Consider the following 19,332-nt stretch of genomic DNA (forward strand, 5'->3'; position numbering starts at 1 on the left):
CCGCACCACCGTCGGCAGCCGCGCCACCATCGGCAGCGGCACCACCGTCGGCAGCCGCGCCACCGTCAGCGGCAGCGCCACCATCGGCAGCGGCACCGCCGTCAGCGGCGGCGCCACCGTCGGCCGCGCCGCCGGAGATGTTGCCGAGGATCGTGTTGCCGTCGGTGTCACCCTCGGACTGGATCCCGAGACCCGCGTCCTGGGTCTGGTTGGAGTCGGTTCCGAATCCGCCGACGGCCTGCGCGGCACCGGCCGCGGTCAGGGACGCACCGGCGATGATCACGGCGCTGGCCGCGACCCGCACCAAGCGGACTCGCGTCTTGTTGGTCATCTGGCTGCTACCCCCAGTAGCTCATCTCGTCATGGGGCAGCGCTCGTGGCCCCGCGCAGCAGGGGTGCGTCACGACTGGACCGGCCCCCGTTCACACGCGTCCCAGAAAAGCGCATGCCAGTACGCCACCCTTCCGAGTTTCCGATGAGGCGTCAAGGTCGTTGCGCGTGCGATGCCCGAAAGATCACCAGCTGACCGACATGCGACGATGCAACTGTGACGTAAACCCGGAACTCCGGGCCCGGCGACGGTAGTTCCCTTGTCGACAAAGCGTCCCGACGGCCTCGCTCGCGCTTGCGTCAGCGAATGCACGGAAGGCGCCGGAACGGCACCGGGCCCCGCACCGAGAGGTGCGGGGCCCGGGCTCGTACGACCGCGGAGGCGGCCGTGGAGGCTACTTGTCCTGCTGCTTGCGCCAGCGGATGCCCGCCTCGAGGAAGCCGTCGATCTCGCCGTCCAGCACGGACTGCGGGTTGCCGACCTCGAACTCCGTACGGAGGTCCTTGACCATCTGGTACGGGTGGAGCACGTACGAACGCATCTGGTTGCCCCAGGAGCTGCCGCTGTCCTTGAGGGCGTCCATCTTGGCCCGCTCCTCCTGGCGCTGACGCTCCAGGAGCTTGGCCTGCAGGACGTTCATGGCGCTCGCCTTGTTCTGGATCTGGGAGCGCTCGTTCTGGCAGGAGACGACGATGCCGGTCGGGAGGTGCGTGATGCGCACGGCCGAGTCGGTCGTGTTGACGCCCTGGCCGCCGGGGCCCGAGGCGCGGTACACGTCGACGCGCAGGTCCGACTCCTCGATCTCGACGTGGTCCGAGGACTCGACGACCGGCAGGACCTCGACGCCGGCGAAGGACGTCTGACGGCGGCCCTGGTTGTCGAAGGGCGAGATGCGGACGAGCCGGTGGGTGCCCTGCTCCACGGAGAGCGTGCCGTACGCGTACGGGGCCTTCACCACGAAGGTGGTGGACTTGATGCCCGCCTCTTCCGCGTACGAGGTCTCGTAGATCTCGGTGGAGTAGCCGTGCCGCTCCGCCCAGCGCAGGTACATGCGCTGGAGCCGCTCGGCGAAGTCGGAGGCGTCGACGCCGCCGGCCTCGGCCCGGATGTTCACCAGGGCCTCGCGCTCGTCGTACTCGCCGGAGAGGAGGGTGCGGACCTCCATCTCGTCGAGGGCCTTGCGGACGGAGGTCAGCTCCGTCTCGGCCTCGGCGAGGGTGTCCGGGTCGTCCATCTCCTCGGCGAGCTCGAAGAGCACCGCGAGGTCGTCGATCCGGCCGCGCAGGGTCTCCGCCTTGCGGACCTCGGCCTGGAGGTGCGAAAGCTTGCTCGTGATCTTCTGCGCCGCCTCCGGGTCGTCCCACAGGGACGGGGCCGCGGCCTGCTCTTCGAGCACGGCGATGTCGGCCCTCAGCTTCTCGAGGTCCAGGACGGCCTCGATCGACCCCATGGTCGAGGAGAGGGACTTCAGCTCTTCGGATACATCGACGACTGCCACGCGTCCAGCGTAACGGCTCGCCGCCGGTCCTACGGCAGGGAGGACTGCTTGGAGTCCTGCGGCGGGGCCTCCCCGTCCCCGGAGACCGCGAGGTAACCGCCCGCGCCGAGCGCCCCCGCGACGACGACCGCCGCGACGGTGAGGGTGATGCGGCGCTTGCGGACCGCCTTGTGACGGGCCGAGCCGGGTCTGCGGGCGCCGGCGGGGCGCGGGGCGCGGGCGGTGCCGAGCGGGCCGCCGGAGAGCTCGTCGGGGGCCGGGACCCGCATGGAGGTGTGGGTGTCGCGGTTGGAGTCGGCGGAGGCGCCGGGGACCAGCGGGACGGCGGCGCGGCGGGGTCCCGGCTCGCCCGCGCCGGCGGCGGTGGCGTACGTGTCCTCCTCGTACGGCTCCGGGGCCGGCTCCGCGTCGGGTTCGTCGACGTCCAGCGGCGGGATGCCCTTGAGCAGCGGCAGGACGTCCCCGAGGCGGGCGGCGAGCTCGGAGGCGCGCAGCCGGGAGGCGGGGGCCTTGGCGAGGCACTGGACGATCAGCTGCCACAGCTCCTCGGGGATGCCGGGGAGCGGGACGACGGTCTCGGTGACGTGGCGGCGCAGCACGGCGCCGGGGTGGCCGCCGCCGAACGGGGTGAAACCGGCGAGCAGCTCGTACAGGACGGTCGCCAGGGCGTAGATGTCGACGGCGGCGCGGGGCGGGAGGCCCTCGACGATCTCGGGGGCGAGGTAGTCGGGGGTGCCGATGATCCGGGTGGCCTTGGTGCGGCCGGGGGTGTCGATCAGTTTGGCGACGCCGAAGTCGGTGAGGAGGGCGGGGTGGGCGCCGCCGGGGCCGAGCGGACCCTCCATGTCGAGCAGGATGTTCTCCGGCTTGACGTCCCGGTGGACGACGCCGGCCGCGTGGGCGGCGGCGAGGGCCTCGGCGACGTCCTTGACGATCGCGACGGCGGCCTCGGGCGCGAGGCGGCGCTCCCGGTCGAGCCGGGTGCGCAGGTCGGTGCCGCGGACGAGGTCCATGACGAGGGCGAGGTCCGTGCCGTCGACGACGAGGTCGCGGACCTTGACCACCCGGGGGTGGTCGAGGCCGAGCAGGGCGGTCCGCTCCTGGACGAAGCGGCCGACGAGCTCCTGGTCGGAGGCCAGGTCCTCGCGCAGCAGTTTGACGGCGACGGGTCCCTCGGGTCCCTCGCCGAGCCACACCGTTCCGGCGCTGCCCCGCCCGAGGATCTGGTGGGCGGTGTAGCGGCTGCCGATGTTCCGTGCCAAGACTGCTCCCTCAGCGGCTGCGGTTCTCGACAAAGCTACGCGTCCACGGCGGCCGGTCTCGACTTCCGAGCGGAAATCACCCCTCGGAAGTCGACAAATCGGCAGGGTTACTGCCCCGTACCGCCGGTAGTACCCCCGGAACCGCTGGAATCGAGGAGCGTGGAGACCCAGTCGGTGAACGACGAGATGCCGTCGCCGATGGCCTCCCAGTAGCCCTTGCCCTGGGCGACCCAGTCCTGGAGCGGGGTGAGCTCCCAGACGAGCCAGCCGGCGACCACGAACAGGACGATCATGATCAGGCAGCCCTTGAGGCAGCCGAGGCCGGGGATCCGCACCGGGTTCGCGCCGCGCTGGCGCGGCGGGCGCGGCTCGCGCGGCGCCGGGGCCTGGGGCGGCGCCTGGGGCGGTTGGTACTGCTGCTGCGGCGGGGCGTACTGCTGCTGCGGGGGCGGCGGGGGCGCGTACTGCTGCGGCTGCTGCTGGTACGGCTGGGGCTGCTGCGGGCGCTGCGGGGCCTGGCGCGGCGGCTGCTGGTACGGCGGCGGGGGTGCCTGCCCGCCCTGCTGCTGGCCGTACGCGCCGGGCTGGGGCTGCTGCGGCCGGCGCTGGGGGCGGCGGCGCAGCGGGTCGTCGCTCGGGTCCAGGTACTGGACCTGCGTCTGCTCGTTGCGGTCGCGGACCTGGCGCAGCTGGCTCTGCCAGGGGTGCGGGTCCTCCGGCTGCCCGGACTGCGGGGGCTGCGCCGGCACGGGGGGCATGACGGCCGTCGGGTCGGCGGCGCCCGGGCCGCTGGTCGGCATGACGCTGGTCGCGGCGGCGGGGTCGTACTGCGCGGGCGTCCCGGCAGCCGCGCCCGCGGCGCCGGTGGGCAGCACCTGGGTCGGGTCGGCGGCGCCCGGGGTCTGCGCCTCGGGGGTCCCGGGGACCGTCGCGGGCGCCGGGTCCGGGGCGAGGAGCGCCCCGACGCCCTCCGCGGCCTCGATCTGGGCGGGCGTGGCGTGCACGCCGATGCCGGCGGCGACGGCGCGCAGGCCGCGGGCGAGGTTCACGGCGCTCGGGCGCCGGTCCGGGTCCTTGCTGAGGCAGCGCTCTATGACCGTCCACAGCGGTCCCGGCACGGTCGAGGGACGGCGCGGCTCCTCGCTGAGGTGCCGGTGGAGGACCTCCAGGGCGGTGCCGCCGGCGAACGGCGGCCGGCCGGTGACGAGCTCGTAGAGCAGGATGCCCGCGCCGTAGATGTCGACGGCGGAGGTCTGCGGGCGGCCCTCGGCCGACTCGGGCGCCACGTACGCGGGCGTGCCGACGAACTCGTGGGTGCGGGTCAGGCCCGGGGAGTCGGCGAGCCGCGCGATGCCGAAGTCGGTCAGCATCGGGTGCATCTGGCCGCCCTGCTCGGCGAGCAGCACGTTGGCCGGCTTGAGGTCGCGGTGGACGACGCCGTCCGCGTGGCTGGCGGCGAGCGCGTCGGCGATCTGGGCGGTGAGGAGCGCGGCGGCGACCGGGGTGAGCGGGCCGCTCTCGCGGATGTACCGGTGCAGGTCGGGGCCCTCGACGAGGTCCATGACGAGGGCGAGGACATCGCCCTCGACGACCAGGTCGCGGGTCCGCACGATGTTCGGATGGGTCAGCCGGAGCAGCACGGACCGCTCGCGCAGGAAGCGCATCACGATGTCCGCGTCGTTGGCCAGCTCCTCCTTGAGGACCTTGATCGCGACGGTCTCGCCGGGCTGGCCGGCCACGGCCGCCTCGGCGCCCGCCGTCTCCCGCTGGCGGGCTCGCCAGACGGTGCCCGTGGCGCCGCGGCCGAGCGGCTCCTCGAGCAGGTACTTGCTGCCGATAGGCCGCACGTCACGCGCTCCCTGCTGATCGTGGTCCTGGGGTGGTGTCCGATGTGTCCCCGGGGTCCCTGTCCTCTGTTGTGACCCGTCCGGGTGTCCGACCCACTTTAGTGCCGCCGAACGGGTCACAGGCCGGTCGTCCACAGGCCGGTTCCGATGCCGTGTGCGAGCCTCGCCGTTCCGTCCGGGCCGGACGGAACACGTCCTGAACTTGTCCGGAAGAAGACGCTCCAGGGGAGACGACGGTTGCCACGCATGCTCCGAAGGCATGCCCAACCGGGCTATTTCCCGTCCGTGGCCGACCATTCAAGATCACTTGTGACCGACCCGCGGGCGTGTTGTCGGCGGCAGGTGCGAGGATGCCTCCAGCACGTCGCGACGACGGGGTCGGGAGCCCCCGCGCCGTGCCGACCTGTACCGGGCGACGCGCCCGTGCCGGGCGGGGGGAGACACAGGACGGTTCCCCCCTGCCGGGCCGGCGCGCGCAGAAGGGACCGCTGACGGCGATGCAGATCCGGCTGACCGTCCTCGCGCCGTACGCCGGCCACGGCGCCGGGCGCGCCTGCGACGTGCTCGTCACGGCCCCCGCCGGGACGGCCCTCTCCGCCGTGGCCTCGAATCTCGCCGCCGCCGTCACAGGACCCGAAACCTCCGCCTCGGGCACGACCGCGCTCTACGCGGGCGCGGAGCGGCTCGACGGCCGGCGCTGCGTCCTCGGCGAACCCCCGCTGGTCGACGGCGCGGTCCTCTCCCTCCAGGTCCCCGGTCCCGACGACCGGGCCGACGAGACGGCCTCCGCCCGGCTGCACGTGGTCGCAGGCCCCGACGCGGGCGGTGTGCACCTGCTGCACGGCGGAGCGATCAGAATCGGCCGTTCCGTCGACGCGGACGTGCCGCTCGACGACCCGGACGTCTCCCGCTCCCACTGCACCGTGACCGTCGGCGAGGACGGCCGGGTCACGGTCGTCGACCGCGGCTCGACCAACGGGACGACGCTCGACGGCCTGCCCGTCGGCGACCGGCCGGTCCCGCTCCGCCCGGGCGCGCTGCTGCGCCTCGGCGAGTCCGCGCTCCGGCTGACGGGCCCGGGCGTCGGGGGCGCCTCCCCCGCCCCCGAGGCCGCCGGGGGCGACACGGTGCCGACCGCCCCGGACGGCGAGGGCCACCTGCGGGTCGCGCACGCCACGGACCTGCCGGACCCGGCCGGCCGGATCGGACCGTCGGACGGCGCCACCCACGGCGGGGCCCGCGGAATCGCGTACGGCGAGGTCTACGACGGCGGCCACGCGCACACGGAGGACCCGCACGACCCGTACGCCGGCCAGGACGGCGCCGAGCCGCACGCCAGGGCCCGGGAGGGCGAGCGGACCGCCGACGGCCGGCCCCCGGGCGACCCGGCCACCGGCGACCGGACCCGCGGGCGGGGGGACGCGCCCCCGGCAGCGCGCGGAGGCGGCAGGCGCGGGCTCGGCGCCTGGGCCCGCCGCCTGGCCGGCGGCCGGGACGAGCTCCCCGCCACCGGCGCCCCCGCCTCCCCCTCGTCCCCGCACACGCACACCGGCGTCCGGCCCCGCCCCGGTGCCCCCGGCCCCGCACCGGTCGCCGACACCTGGCCCGACCCGGCCACCGTCCTGCTCACCGCCCTCGGCCCCGGCCGCCGCCTCTGGGAGCGCGGCCCGGACCACCCCGAGGCCCTCGTGGTCCGGCTCGGCACGACCGACCGCGCCGAGCTCTCCGGCGTGCCCGTCACCGTCGGCCTCCGCGAGGCCGGCTCCCTCGGCCTGGCGGGCCCCGGCGACCGGCTCACCGGCCTCGCGCGCGCGGTGGTGGCCCAGCTCGCCGCCCTGCACTCCCCCTCCGACCTGGAGATCGTGCTCATCAACGCGGACCGGAACCGCTCCCTGGAGGAGCGGCGCCGCGCCTGGGGCTGGCTCGGCTGGCTCCCGCACGTCCGCCCGGCCCACGGCCAGGACTGCCGGCTGCTCCTGGCGTACGACCGCGAGCAGGCCCAGGCCCGCACGGCCGAGCTGACCCGACGCCTCGACGACGGGCCGCTCGGTCCCGGCTGGCCCAGCGCCGACCGCGCGTCCGTCGCCGAGGCCGCCGCCCGCCACGAGGGCCCGACGACGGTCGTGATCGTCGACGGCGACCCCGGATCGGCCGCGCTGCGCGAGACGGTCGCGCGCCTCGCGGGCGTGGGCGCGGCCGCCGGCATCCACCTGCTGTGCCTCGCCGAGGCGCCCTCCGCGACCCCGGACTCGCCGGTGGCCGCCACCTACGAGGCCGCGTGCGCCGCGTCCCTCGCCTTCCGCGAGTGCGGGGCCGCCGCGCTCCTCAGCGGCGACGTGGCGACGGCGCTGCGGCTGCTGCGGACGTCCGGCGGGCGGCTCGCGGGGCACGGCACGGTCGGCGTCGTCGACGCGGTGTCCGTCGCCTGGGCCGAGCGGTTCGGCCGGGCCCTCGCGCCGCTGCGTCCCGAGACGGCGGCGGCCCCGGGCGCCCGGGCCGCCGCGCTGCCGCCGTCCTCCCGGCTGCTCGACGAGCTCGGCCTCGCCCGGGCCACCCCCGCCTCCCTGATGGCCCGCTGGGCCTCCGCCGGGGACGGCACGGCGGTCCTGGGCGCGGGCCCGCGCGGCCCCCTCTCCGTGGACCTCACGGCGGAGGGCCCGCACCTCCTGATCGAGGGCCCGGCGGGCAGCGGGCGCACGGAGCTGCTCCGCTCAATCGCCGCCTCGCTCGCGGCGGGCGGCCGCCCGGACCGGCTCGGTCTGCTCCTGGTGGACGGCGCGGGCGGCGAGCGGGGCGAAGGCCTCGCGGTCTGTACGGAGCTGCCGCACGTCACCGAGCACCTGGTCGCCTCGGACCCGGTACGGATGCGGGAGTTCGCGCAGGCGCTCGGCGCCGAGCTGAAGCGCCGGGCGGAGCTCCTGGGCGACGGCCACTTCGCGGACCGCCAGGGGGCGGGGCGCGCCGGTGACCGGCTGATCGGCCAGCGCGCTCCGAGCGCGGCGGAGTCCGTGCCGCAGGGCGCCCGTGCGACCGCCCGCGTCCCCGACTCCGGCGACCTCCCGGACCGCCCGAGCGGCCGCACCCTCCGCACGGGCGACGGCGCGATCGGCTCGCTCCCGAGCAGCCGCACGCTCCGGACCGGCGACCGGGTCGCATACCCGGGGCCGGACGAGGGGCCGGGCCGCGCCCCGTACCCCGGCGCCGACGACGTACAGGGCCGTTCGAGCGGCCGGACCCCCTACCCCGGCGCCGACGAGGTGACCAGCCGCACCAGCGGCCGGGTGCCGCACCCGGGCACGGACAGCCGCACCGGCGGACGCGCCCCGTACCCCGGCCCCGACGACGTACAAGGCCGTTCGAGCGGCCGGACCCCCTACCCCGGCGCCGACGAGGTGACCAGCCGCACCAGCGGCCGGGTGCCGCACCCCACGGCCGGTGGCCTCGGCGGGCGCCTGCCGCACCCCGCCGCCGGAGACCTCACCGATCGCGGCAGCGGGCGCGTCTCCCGGTCCGGGGACCTCGGCGATCGTCCCAGCGGCCGCGTCCCCCGCTCCGGGGACGGGTTCCTCACCGACACGCCCAGCGGCCGGCTCCCCCGGCGGGACGGCGGGGGCCTGGACGACCGTCCGAGCAGCCGCACTCTCAGGACCGGCGACGGCGACCTCGCGGAGCGCTCCGTCGAGGAAGCCGGTGCGCGGATTCCCCGGCCCGCGTCGGGTGAACAGGCTCCCGCGCGGGCCGCGGGCCCCGGGCATCTGCCGCGGCTCGTGGTCCTGGTCGACGACTTCGACGCCCTGGTCGCCCCCGCGCTCGGCGCCTCCGGCCGACCGGCCGCCGGGTCCGTCGTACGCGCCCTGGAGGCCGTCGCGCGGAACGGCGAGCGGCTCGGGGTGCACCTCGTCGCCACCTCGGCGCGCCCGGACCGGACGGCGGACACGGAGCTGGCCCACGGGGCCCGGCTGCGGATCGTGCTCGACGCTCCGCCGGCGACGGCGGGCCCGGACGTCCCGGCGGCCGGGCGGGGCCGCCTCGGGCATCCGGACGGCCGGGTGACCCCGTTCCAGACGGGCCGCGTCACGGGCCGGATCCCCCGGACGGCGACGCTCCGCCCGACGGTCGTCCCGCTGGAGTGGGAGCGGATGGGCGACCCGCCCACCCGCCGCCCGGTCCGTGAACTGGGCAACGGCCCCACCGACCTGGCGCTCCTCGCGAGCGCCCTCGACCGGGCCGCGCGTTCGGTCGAGGCGACGCCGGTCCCCCCGCTCACCCCGGCCACGCACGGCGGCTGACGGCACACCACGAGCCGCCCCCGGCACAGGGGCGGGCGCCCGGGCCCTGCCGCGGAACCGCCGGCACCGGCGCCCCAGGGCCCGGCCGCAGACCCCCCGGTCCCGGGCCCGGCGTCCGCGGCTACGCCCGCAGGGCCGCCACCGCCGCGTGGGCGAGTTCGTCCACGTACCCCTTCGGCAGGGGCGTACGGACGACGACGAGGCGCCAGTAGAGCGGGCCGACGGCCAGGTCGAGGGCCTTGCCCGGGTCCGTCCCCTCGGGGAGTTCACCGCGCGCGACGGCCTCGCGGACGATCTGGGTCATGACGCCCTGCTGCCCGTCGAGGAGCACGGCCTTCACGGTCTCGGCGATCTCGGGGTGCCGGGCGGCCTCGACGAGCAGGTCCGGGATGACCTGTGAGGCGACCGGGTGGCGCAGGGCGTGCGAGGCGACGCCGAGGAGGGCGCGCACGTCCCCGTGCAGGGAGCCGGTGGCGGGGGCCGGCAGGCCCTGGGCGGCGAAGGCGCCGACGAGGTCGAGCACGAGGGACAGCTTGGACTTCCAGCGCCGGTAGACGGCGGTCTTGCCGACTCCCGCGCGGCGCGCGATGCCCTCGATGGACATCCGGGCGTAGCCGACGGCCGCGAGTTCCTCGAAGACGGCGGCGCGGATGGCCTCGGTCACGTCCTCGCGGAGTACGGCCGCTCCGGCGGGGGCGCGGCGGGGGGTCGGGTCGGTCATGGACGGCATCCTAACCAACCGCGACATCCCGACGGCGTGACGACGAGACGGTTGCGTTCCGACGTGCGGGCGTCCTAACCTCCCCGTAGCGACGATACGGACCCGTTCCATCGCCGACGGCGGCACGCGCCCCCGCGCACCCCGAACGCCGGTCGCACACGGCCGCACGCCCCGCAAGCCCGCCCGCGCCCCGCACCCTCGTCGAAAGCACCCGCCCGTGACCACGACCCTCGCCCCACCCGAGCAGCAGCCCGCCCTCGCGGAGCCCGAGGACCTCGCCGCCCTCGCCCGCCGGCACGGCCTGAGCGTCAGCGGGGCCCGCCCCTCGCTCCCCGTCTACGTGCGGCAGCTCTGGTCCCGCCGCGACTTCGTCACCGCGTTCGCGACCGCCCGCCTCACCGCCCAGTTCAGCCAAGCGCGCCTGGGCCAGGTCTGGCAGGTGATGACCCCGCTCCTCAACGCGGCCGTGTACTACCTGATCTTCGGCGTCCTGATGGACGCGAAGAACGGCGTGCCGGACTACGTCCCCTTCCTGATGACCGGCATCTTCGTGTGGACCTTCACCGCCAACACGGTCCAGGCGGGCACCCGGGCCATCAGCGGCAACCTGGGCCTGGTGCGCGCCCTGCACTTCCCGCGCGCGAGCCTGCCGATCTCGCTCGCGTTCCAGCAGCTCCAGCAGCTGCTCTTCTCGCTCGCCGCGCTCGTCGTGATGCTGGCCTGCTTCGGCGAGTTCCCCTCCCCGAGCTGGCTGCTCGCCGTCCCGGCCCTGTTCTGCCAGGCGCTGTTCAGCACGGGCGTGGCGCTCGTGCTCGCGCGGCTCGCGGCACGCACCCCGGACATCAGCCAGCTGATGCCGTTCGTGCTGCGGACCTGGATGTACGCCTCGGGCGCCATGTGGTCGATCCAGAACCTGGCGAGCAGCGGGCGCTTCCCGGAGGCCGTGGTGCTCGCCCTCCAGTGCAACCCGGCCGCGGTGTACATCGACCTCATGCGCTTCGCGCTGATCGAGAGCTTCACGTCGGCGCAGCTGCCGCCGCACGTGTGGGCGCTCGCCGTCGGCTGGGCCGTACTGGCCTTCGCGGGCGGTTTCATCTGGTTCTGGAAGGCGGAGGAGACGTACGGCCGTGGCTGATTCCTCGCGGACCCCCACCGTCATCGCCGACGGGGTCCACATCACGTACACCGTCCACGGCGGGCACCCGGGCGGCCGGGGCGGCGCCACCGCCGCGCTGGGCCGGATCGCGCGCCGCCGGCCGGCTCCGGCCGCCCGCCGGGTGCACGCCGTGAAGGGCGTCAGCTTCGTCGCGCACCGGGGCGAGGCAATTGGCCTGATCGGTTCGAACGGAAGTGGGAAGTCCACCCTCCTGAAGGCCGTCGCCGGTCTCCAGCCCGTCGACCGGGGGGCGATCTACACCCAAGGGCAGCCTTCGCTCCTCGGCGTCAACGCGGCCCTGATGAACGATCTGACCGGCGAGCGGAACGTGATCCTGGGCGGTCTCGCGATGGGCATGAGCCGCGCGGAGGTACGGGAGCGGTACGACGGGATCGTCGACTTCTCCGGGATCAACGAGAAGGACGACGCGATCTCCCGCCCGATGCGGACGTACTCCTCCGGGATGGGCGCGCGGCTGCGCTTCTCCATCGCCGCCGCCCGGAGCCACGACGTGCTCCTGATCGACGAGGCCCTGTCGACCGGCGACGCGCGCTTCCGGCGGCGCAGTCAGCGGCGGATCGACGAGCTGCGGGCGGAGGCGGGGACGGTCTTCCTGGTCAGCCACTCGAACACGACGATCACGGAGACCTGCGAGCGGGCGCTGTGGCTGGAGTCGGGAACGCTGCGGATGGACGGCCCGGCGAAGGAGGTGGTCGCGGCATACGAGGAGTTCACGGCCACACCGGACGCACAGAAGGCCAACAAATAAGACATAGCGGTCTACAGTGCGGTGGGATGACGAACGATCAGCCGCAGTCACCGCCCTCCCCGCCCCACCCCGGAAGCGGACAAGCCGGAAGCCAACACCCCGGAAGCGAACGCCCCGAACCCCCCTCCCTCACCGGGTCCCCCTTCGACTCCGACACCTTCACCTCCGCCACCTTCGTCACCGTCGGCCGCGGCCCCCACCTCGCCCTCGCCGCCGTCTGGCTCCTCACCCGGGCCGGCATGCTCCTGCTCCTGGCCCGCGACGACCTCGGCATCGGCGGAGTGGGCCGCGAGGTGGCCCTCTACCAGTACTGGTACGGGAAGTTCGCCGACGGCACCTTCCCGCCCGGCGACGTCACCTGGCAGTACCCGCCCGGCGCGGGACTCGTCATCATGTCGCCGGGCGTCCTCCCCTGGCTGACGTACTTCCAGGCCTTCGTCGCCCTCACCCTCCTCGCCGACGCCGTCGTCACCCTCGCCCTGGCCCGCGCCGACAGCGAGCGCCTCACCCACGGCGCCTGGATCTGGGTCTGCGGCCTCCCCCTCCTCCTCCACCTGCCGCTCGCCCGGTACGACGTCCAGACCACGGCCCTCGCCGTACTGGCCCTCCTCGCCCTGGGCTCCCGCCGCACCGCCGCCCACCAGCTCGGCGGGGCGCTCGCCGGGATCGGCGCGATGGTCAAGGTCTGGCCGGCGCTCGCCCTGATCGGCACGCCCCGGGGCCGTACCACCCGCGAGGCCTGGACCGCCGCCGTCGTCACCGCCCTCGCGCTCCTGGCCACCCTCGCGCTCTTCTTCTCCGACTCGCTGGGCTTCCTGCGCCAGCAGGGCGGCCGCGGCATCCAGATCGAGTCCCTGGGCGGCACGGCCCTCGCGGTGGCCCGCGCCACCGGCGCCTGGCCGGGCGAGGCCGCGTTCCGCTACGGCGCCTTCGAGTACGTCGGCCCGTACGTCTCCACCCTCGGCCACCTCGCCCTGCTGCTCACCGTCCTCGCCTTCTGCTGGCTGCTCCTGTGGCGCCTCACGGCACGCCGCTGGACGCCCGCCACCCCGCTCGACGCGGCCCTCGCCGCCGTGCTGCTCTTCACCGTCACCAGCCGGGTGATCAGCCCCCAGTACATGATCTGGCTGCTCGGCCTCGCCGCCGTCTGCCTGACCTCCCGCCACACCGTGATGCGCCCGGTCGCCCTGCTGCTGCTCCCGGCGGCCGCCCTCAGCGCCCTCGCGTACCCCGTCCTCTACGACGAGGTCGTCGCCGGAACCCCCGCCGGCGTGACCGTGATGGTCCTCCGCAACGGACTTCTCCTGGCGGCGGCCCTGCTCGCCGCCCGCCGGCTGTGGACCTCGACGGCGACACCCGTGAAGGAGTGAGGAAGGGCCCCGACCGGAGATCCGGCGGGGCCCTTCCTCGTGTCCGTCCTACGGCACTAGCTGTGCGAGCGAAGCAGCGTCCGCATCGTGCGCATCGCCACCGACAGGTTCGCCAGGTCGAAGGTGTCCGAGCCCTGGATCTCCTCCAGGGTCGTCCGCGCGCGGCCCAGGATCGCCGCGTTCTTCTCCTCCCAAGCCTTGAACCGCTCCTCGGGGCTCGTCGTGCCGTTGCCGACCGTCAGGACGTCGGCGGTCAGCGCCGCGTGCGCCGCGAAGAGGTCCTCGCGGATGGAGGCACGGGCCATCGACTGCCACCGGTCGCTGCGGGGCAGCTCGATGATCCGGTCCATCAGGTCGGTGATCCGCAGCCGGTCGGCCAGGTCGTAGTAGACCTCGGCGACCGCGAGCGGCTCCTTGCCCGTGCGGTCCGCGATCGCGACGATGTCGAGCGTCGGGAAGGCGGAGGAGAAGCCGGCGACCCGCAGCGCGAGCTCCTCCGGCACACCGACCTCGGTCAGCTCCTCCAGGATCGACTGGTACCACTCCAGGTCCGAGCCGCGCAGCAGCTGCGGCAGCTGGGTCCAGACCTCCTCGACGCGGTCGGCGAAGAACTCGATGGTCTCGGTGAGCTGGAGCGGCTGCGGCCGGTTGTTGAGCAGCCAGCGGGTGCCGCGCTCGACGAGCCGGCGGGAGTGCAGGCGCATCCGGGTCTGCACGTCGGCCGGGACCCGGTTGTCGAGGGCTTCGACGGCGTCCCAGACCTGGCCGAGCCGGAAGACGACGCGGGCGGCGGTCTGCGCGCGGACGATCTCCTCGATCGAGGCTCCGGTCTCCTCGCGGAGGCGGTGCAGGAAGGTCGAGCCACCGGTGTTGACGGTGTCGTTGACCAGGACCGTGGTGATGATCTCGCGGCGCAGGGCGTGGTTGTCGACGGCCTCGGTGAACTTCTCGCGCAGCAGCGTCGGGAAGTACGCGTGGAGCAGCCCGCGCAGGTACGGGTCGTCCGGCAGCTCCGTACCGATCAGCTCGTCGGCCACCGTGATCTTGGTGTACGCGAGGAGGACGGCGAGCTCGGGCTGGCTCAGGCCCTTGCCGTTGTTGAGGAGGTCGCGGATCTGCCGGTCGTTGGGCAGGAACTCCAGGCTGCGGTCGAGGGCCCCGTCGCGGCCCAGGCGGCGCATGAACCGCTGGTGGGCGTGGAGCAGGGACGGCGACTGGGCGACGGCGTTGGCCAGGGCCGTGTTCTGCGCGTAGTTGTTGCGCAGGACGAGCGCGCCGACCTCGTCCGTCATCTCGGCGAGGATCTTGTTGCGCTGCTTGACGGTCATGTCGCCCTCGGCGACGAGCCCGTTGAGCAGGATCTTGATGTTGACCTCGTGGTCGGAGGTGTCGACGCCGGCGCTGTTGTCGATGGCGTCGGTGTTGACCTTGCCGCCCTGGCCCTCGGGGCCGCCGGTGCGGGCGAACTCGATGCGGCCCAGCTGGGTCGCGCCGAGGTTGCCGCCCTCGCCGATGACCTGGGCACGGACGTCCTGGCCGTCGACGCGGATGGCGTCGTTGGCCTTGTCGCCGACGTCGGCGTTGGACTCGGCCGAGGACTTCACGTAGGTGCCGATGCCGCCGTTCCACAGCAGGTCGACGGGCGACTGCAGGATCGTCTTCATCAGGTCGGCCGGGGTCATCTTGGTGACGCCGGCCTCGATGCCGAGGGCGGCCCGCATCTGCGCGTTGACCGGGATGGACTTGGCGGTACGGGGGTGGATGCCGCCGCCCGCGGAGAGCAGCGAGGTGTCGTAGTCCGCCCACGAGGACCGCGGCAGGTCGAAGAGCCGGCGGCGCTCGGCGTACGAGACGGCCGCGTCCGGGTTCGGGTCGACGAAGATGTGGCGGTGGTCGAAGGCGGCGACCAGGCGGATGTGCTCGGAGAGCAGCATGCCGTTGCCGAAGACGTCGCCGGACATGTCGCCGACGCCGACGACGGTGAAGTCCTCGGTCTGGGTGTCGTGGCCCAGCTCGCGGAAGTGCCGCTTGACGGACTCCCAGGCGCCGCGGGCGGTGATGCCCATGCCCTTGTGGTCGTAGCCGGCGGAACCGCCGGAGGCGAAGGCGTCGCCGAGCCAGAAGCCGTACGACTCCGCGACGCCGTTGGCGATGTCGGAGAAGGTGGCGGTGCCCTTGTCGGCGGCGACGACGAGGTAGGTGTCGTCCTCGTCGTGGCGGACCACGTCGACCGGCGGGACGACGTCGCCCGCGACCAGGTTGTCGGTGATGTCGAGGAGCGCGGAGATGAAGGTCTTGTACGAGGCGATGCCCTCGGCCAGCCAGGCGTCGCGGTCCACGGACGGGTCCGGGAGCTGCTTGGCGACGAAGCCGCCCTTGGCGCCGACGGGCACGATGACGGTGTTCTTCACCATCTGCGCCTTGACCAGGCCGAGGATCTCCGTACGGAAGTCCTCGCGGCGGTCGGACCAGCGCAGGCCGCCTCGGGCGACCTTGCCGAAGCGGAGGTGGACGCCCTCGACGCGCGGGGAGTACACCCAGATCTCGAAGGCGGGGCGCGGGGCCGGCAGGTCGGGGATGGCCTGCGGGTCGAACTTCATCGACACGTAGGAGTGCGGCGTGCCGTCGGCCGTGGTCTGGAAGAAGTTGGTCCGCAGCGTCGCCGTGATGACGGTGAGGAAGGACCGCAGGATCCGGTCCTCGTCCAGGCTCGCGACCTGGTCGAGCGCGGCGTCCAGCTCTTCGAGGAGCGCGTCGATCAGCTCGGTGCCGGCGCGCTGCCGCTCCGGGGCCATGCGGGCCTCGAAGAGGTTGACCAGCAGCCGGGTGGTGTGGACGTTGTTGCGGAGGGTGTCCTCCATGTAGTCCTGGCTGAAGGTCGAACCGGCCTGGCGCAGGTACTTGGCGTAGGCGCGGAGCACCATCGCCTCGCGCCAGTTGAGCCCGGCGGAGAGGACCAGCGAGTTGAAGTTGTCGTTCTCGGCCTCGCCGGTCCAGGTGGCGGCGAAGGCCTCCTGGAAGCGCTCGCGGGCGTCGTCGGCGAGGTAGTCCCCGCCGTTGCCCGTGGTGGCCGGCATCCGCAGACCGAAGTCGTAGATCCAGGCGTGGGTGCGGTCGGCGCAGCGCAGCTCGTACGGGCGCTCGTCGGTGACCTCGACGCCGAGCCGGTTGAGGACCGGCAGGACGGCGGAGAGGGAGATCTGGTCGCCCGTCTTGTAGATCTTGAAGCGGCGCTCGCCGGGGCCGGCGACGACGGGCTCGTACAGGGAGAGCGCGAAGTCCTTGCCGCTGCTGGCGAGGGCCTCCAGGTGGACGAGGTCGGCGACGGCCGCGCGCGGCGAGTGGTCGGCCTTGTAGCCCTCGGGGAAGGCGTTGCCGTAGCGGCGGAGCAGCTCGGCGGCGCGCTCCTCGCCGCACTCGGCGTTGAGGGCCTCGCCGAAGCCGTCGGCCCAGGAGCGGGCGGCGTCGACGAGCCGGGCCTCGATGCGGTCGACGTCGGCGTCGGTGAGCTTGGCCAGCTCGGTGCCGGGCTTGACGCGGACGACGAAGTGCAGCCGGGAGAGGATCGACTCGGTGTTCCAGGCGGTGAAGTCGACGCTGGTGCCGTCGAGCTCCTCCTTCAGGAGGTCGATGATCCGCAGCCGGACGCGGGTCGTGTAGCGGTCGCGCGGCAGGTAGACGAGGGCCGAGTAGTAGCGGCCGTACTCGTCCTGGCGCAGGTAGAGCCGCAGCCGGCGGCGCTCCTGGAGGTACAGGACGCTGGTGACGATGGACTGCAGCTGGTCGACCGGGGTCTGGAAGAGCTCGTCGCGCGGGTAGGTCTCCAGGATCTGGAGCAGGTCGCGGCCGTCGTGGCTGTTCGGCGAGAAGCCGGCGCCCGCGAGGACCTCCTGGACCTTGCGCTTGACGACGGGGACCCGGCGGACGGACTCGGTGTAGGCGGCGGACGAGAAGAGGCCGAGGAAGCGGCGCTCGCCGATGACGTTGCCCTCGGCGTCGAACTTCTTCACGCCGACGTAGTCGAGGTACGAGGGGCGGTGCACGGTCGCCCGGCTGTTGGCCTTCGTGAGGATCAGCAGCTTGTGCTCGCGCGCCTTGGCGCGGGCGTCGGCGGGCAGCCGGCTGAAGGACGGCGAGACCGGGTGGGCGTGGTGGCCCTGGTCGTCGGCGCCGTGCAGCGGGTCGGAGCGCAGGATGCCGAGGCCGGTGCCGGGGACGGCGGACAGGGCGTCGCCGTTGACCAGCTCGTACTCGCGGTAGCCGAGGAAGGTGAAGTGGTCGTCGGAGAGCCAGCGCAGCAGCTCCTGGGCCTCCTCGACCTCGGTGGGCCGCAGGTCGGAGGCGGTGGGCTCGGCCGGGAGGCCCTCGGCGATGCGCAGGGCGGCATCGCGCATCTTGTCCCAGTCCTCGACGGTCTCGCGGACGTCGGACAGGACGCGCAGCAGGTCGTTGGTGATCTGCTTGAGGTCGGCCTTGTCGGTCTCGCGGTCGATCTCGACGTGGATCCAGGACTCGGTGAGCGCGTCGTGCGGCAGCTCGCCGTGGATCTGCGCCGACAGGACCTCGATGAGCTTGCCGGCGACGTCACGGCGGACGAGGACCTGCGGGTGGATCACGACGTGGATGCCGCGGCCCTGGCGGGACAGCTCGTTGGTGACGGAGTCGACGAGGAAGGGCATGTCGTCGGTGACGACCTCGACGACGGAGTGGCTGCTGGTCCAGCCGTTCTCCTCCACCGTCGGGGTGTGGACGCGCACGCTCGCGGTGCCCTGCGGGCGGTTCTCCGCGAGCCGGTAGTGAGAGAGCGCGGCGCCGAACACGTCGACCGGGTCGCGGTCGGCGAGGTCCTCGGGCGCGGTGTGCAGGTAGTAGCGCTGGAGGTACTCGAGCACGGTGTCCTGGTCCGGGCGCTTGCCCGCGCCGTCCGGGCCCGTCGGAAGTCGCCCCCCGACCGGGCTGTGCTCAGCTACCCGGGCGGCCCTCTCGAGCAGCTCGGCCTTGGCTTCGTCCAGCTTGGTCTGCATGTCCTCTGACTCCTGTCGCGCGCCGTTGCGTGACGTCGGTGGAAGAAAGGGCACAACGCCACGACGCGGTGATTCCGGTCGAAGTCGACGTTATGCCCGGATGAGAGATGCCCGGGTCGTTATCGGCCACGGAACGTGGCGCGCCCGGACGGAGGGGATCGGCGAACGCACGGGCGACCCGGCCGCTGTCGCGGGCCGGGCGGCTGCCGGGGGCTTCACTGCCCCCCTGGCGTATCGCGCTGATCACGGCAAAAGCCTATCGCTCATGACCCCCGAACCGTCATGAGCCGTATGCGTACAAAAGAGCGAGGGAAGTTTGACGATATGGACAGCGACACGTGTCCTCCGGCCAAACCCGCACGCCGGCGGCGCGCGTGCGCCAGCATGGTCACAGCACGGCAGACCGACCATCTGTGATCTGGGAGAGCCATGGCGAAGATCCTGATCGTGACCGGGGACGCGGCGGAGTCGCTGGAGGTGATGTACCCCTACCAGCGCCTTCTGGAGGAGGGCTACGAGGTCGACATCGCGGCCCCGGCACGCAAGACGCTCCGCTTCGTCGTCCACGACTTCGAGCCGGGCTACGACACGTACACGGAGAAGCCGGGCTACACCTGGCCCGCCGACCTGGCCTTCTCGGAGGTCGACCCGGGGGCGTACGTCGCGGTGGTGATCCCGGGCGGCCGGGCACCGGAGTACCTGCGCAACGACCCGGAGCTCCGCAAGATCCTCAAGTCGTTCTTCGACGCCGACAAGCCGGTGGCCCAGATCTGCCACGGCCCGCTCCTGACGGCGGCGATCGGCAGCCTGGAGGGGCGCCGCGTCACGGCCTACCCGGCCCTGGAGCTCGACATGCAGGCGGCCGGGGCGACCTTCCAGGACAGCGAGGCCGTGGTCGACGGCCTCCTGGTCTCCTCCCGGGCCTGGCCGGACCACCCGACGTGGATGCGCGAGTTCCTGAAGGTCCTGCGCGCGAAGGGCTGACGCGTGGGGGCCGGGTCCCCGGGGCGGGGCCGGTTCCCTGCCGGGGGTCTCGGCGGCGGGCGGGCCGACCAGGCCCAGTTC

The 19,332-nt window shown here is 73.8% G+C and carries 10 protein-coding genes and 1 pseudogene; 5 read left to right on the forward strand and 6 right to left on the reverse strand.

Features of this window, described 5'->3' with window-relative positions; genetic code table 11:
* The 4 genes and pseudogenes from ABTY59_RS36580 to ABTY59_RS36595 form a co-directional block, all read right to left on the reverse strand.
* A pseudogene (locus tag ABTY59_RS36580) lies at positions 1–331 on the reverse strand (hypothetical protein); the annotation flags it as partial.
* A gap of 394 nt (positions 332–725) precedes the next feature.
* Complete coding sequence (gene prfB / locus ABTY59_RS36585; protein ID WP_352023464.1) at positions 726–1,829, reverse strand: peptide chain release factor 2; 1,104 nt, start codon at positions 1,827–1,829, stop codon at positions 726–728.
* 29 nt (positions 1,830–1,858) lie between these two features.
* The gene (locus ABTY59_RS36590; RefSeq protein ID WP_352023465.1) at positions 1,859–3,091 is read right to left on the reverse strand and encodes a serine/threonine-protein kinase; all 1,233 of its coding nucleotides are present in this window, start codon (positions 3,089–3,091) and stop codon (positions 1,859–1,861) included.
* Positions 3,092–3,198: 107 nt separating this feature from the next.
* Positions 3,199–4,938, reverse strand: a complete 1,740-nt coding sequence (locus tag ABTY59_RS36595) for a serine/threonine-protein kinase (RefSeq protein WP_352023466.1) — start codon at positions 4,936–4,938, stop codon at positions 3,199–3,201.
* Positions 4,939–5,435: 497 nt separating this feature from the next.
* Here ABTY59_RS36595 and ABTY59_RS36600 point away from each other — a divergent pair, with 497 nt between their 5' ends.
* On the forward strand, positions 5,436–9,227 hold the full coding sequence (locus ABTY59_RS36600) for an FHA domain-containing protein (RefSeq protein ID WP_352023467.1): 3,792 nt from the start codon (positions 5,436–5,438) through the stop codon (positions 9,225–9,227).
* Positions 9,228–9,348: 121 nt separating this feature from the next.
* On the opposite strand, the gene ABTY59_RS36605 is transcribed toward ABTY59_RS36600, so the two are convergent.
* Entirely contained in the window at positions 9,349–9,948 is a 600-nt protein-coding gene (locus ABTY59_RS36605; protein ID WP_352023468.1) for a TetR/AcrR family transcriptional regulator, read from the reverse strand.
* A 217-nt stretch (positions 9,949–10,165) separates the two neighbouring features.
* Between ABTY59_RS36605 and ABTY59_RS36610 the strand changes: the two genes are divergently transcribed.
* Genes ABTY59_RS36610 through ABTY59_RS36620 form a run of 3 tightly spaced genes read left to right on the forward strand, consistent with a single transcriptional unit; the run spans position 10,166 to position 13,243 of the window.
* Positions 10,166–11,083: an ABC transporter permease gene (locus ABTY59_RS36610; protein ID WP_352023469.1), complete on the forward strand. Its 918-nt coding sequence runs from the start codon at positions 10,166–10,168 to the stop codon at positions 11,081–11,083.
* Positions 11,076–11,873, forward strand: a complete 798-nt coding sequence (locus ABTY59_RS36615; protein WP_352023470.1) for an ABC transporter ATP-binding protein — start codon at positions 11,076–11,078, stop codon at positions 11,871–11,873. The genes ABTY59_RS36610 and ABTY59_RS36615 overlap by 8 nt, the downstream gene beginning before the upstream one ends.
* 26 nt (positions 11,874–11,899) lie before the next feature.
* Positions 11,900–13,243, forward strand: coding sequence for a glycosyltransferase family 87 protein (locus ABTY59_RS36620; RefSeq protein WP_502995471.1), 1,344 nt, complete (start codon positions 11,900–11,902; stop codon positions 13,241–13,243).
* A 56-nt stretch (positions 13,244–13,299) separates the two neighbouring features.
* Here ABTY59_RS36620 and ABTY59_RS36625 read toward each other — a convergent pair whose 3' ends face one another.
* Positions 13,300–18,267: an NAD-glutamate dehydrogenase gene (locus ABTY59_RS36625; RefSeq protein WP_352023471.1), complete on the reverse strand. Its 4,968-nt coding sequence runs from the start codon at positions 18,265–18,267 to the stop codon at positions 13,300–13,302.
* Positions 18,268–18,696: 429 nt separating this feature from the next.
* Here ABTY59_RS36625 and ABTY59_RS36630 point away from each other — a divergent pair, with 429 nt between their 5' ends.
* Positions 18,697–19,251 carry a DJ-1/PfpI family protein gene (locus tag ABTY59_RS36630; RefSeq protein ID WP_352023472.1) on the forward strand — a complete coding sequence of 185 codons (555 nt, stop codon included), beginning with the start codon at positions 18,697–18,699 and terminating at the stop codon, positions 19,249–19,251.
* Positions 19,252–19,332 lie beyond the last annotated feature (81 nt).

It is taken from the genome of Streptomyces sp. NPDC096079 (assembly GCF_040303145.1).
Lineage (GTDB): Bacteria > Actinomycetota > Actinomycetes > Streptomycetales > Streptomycetaceae > Streptomyces.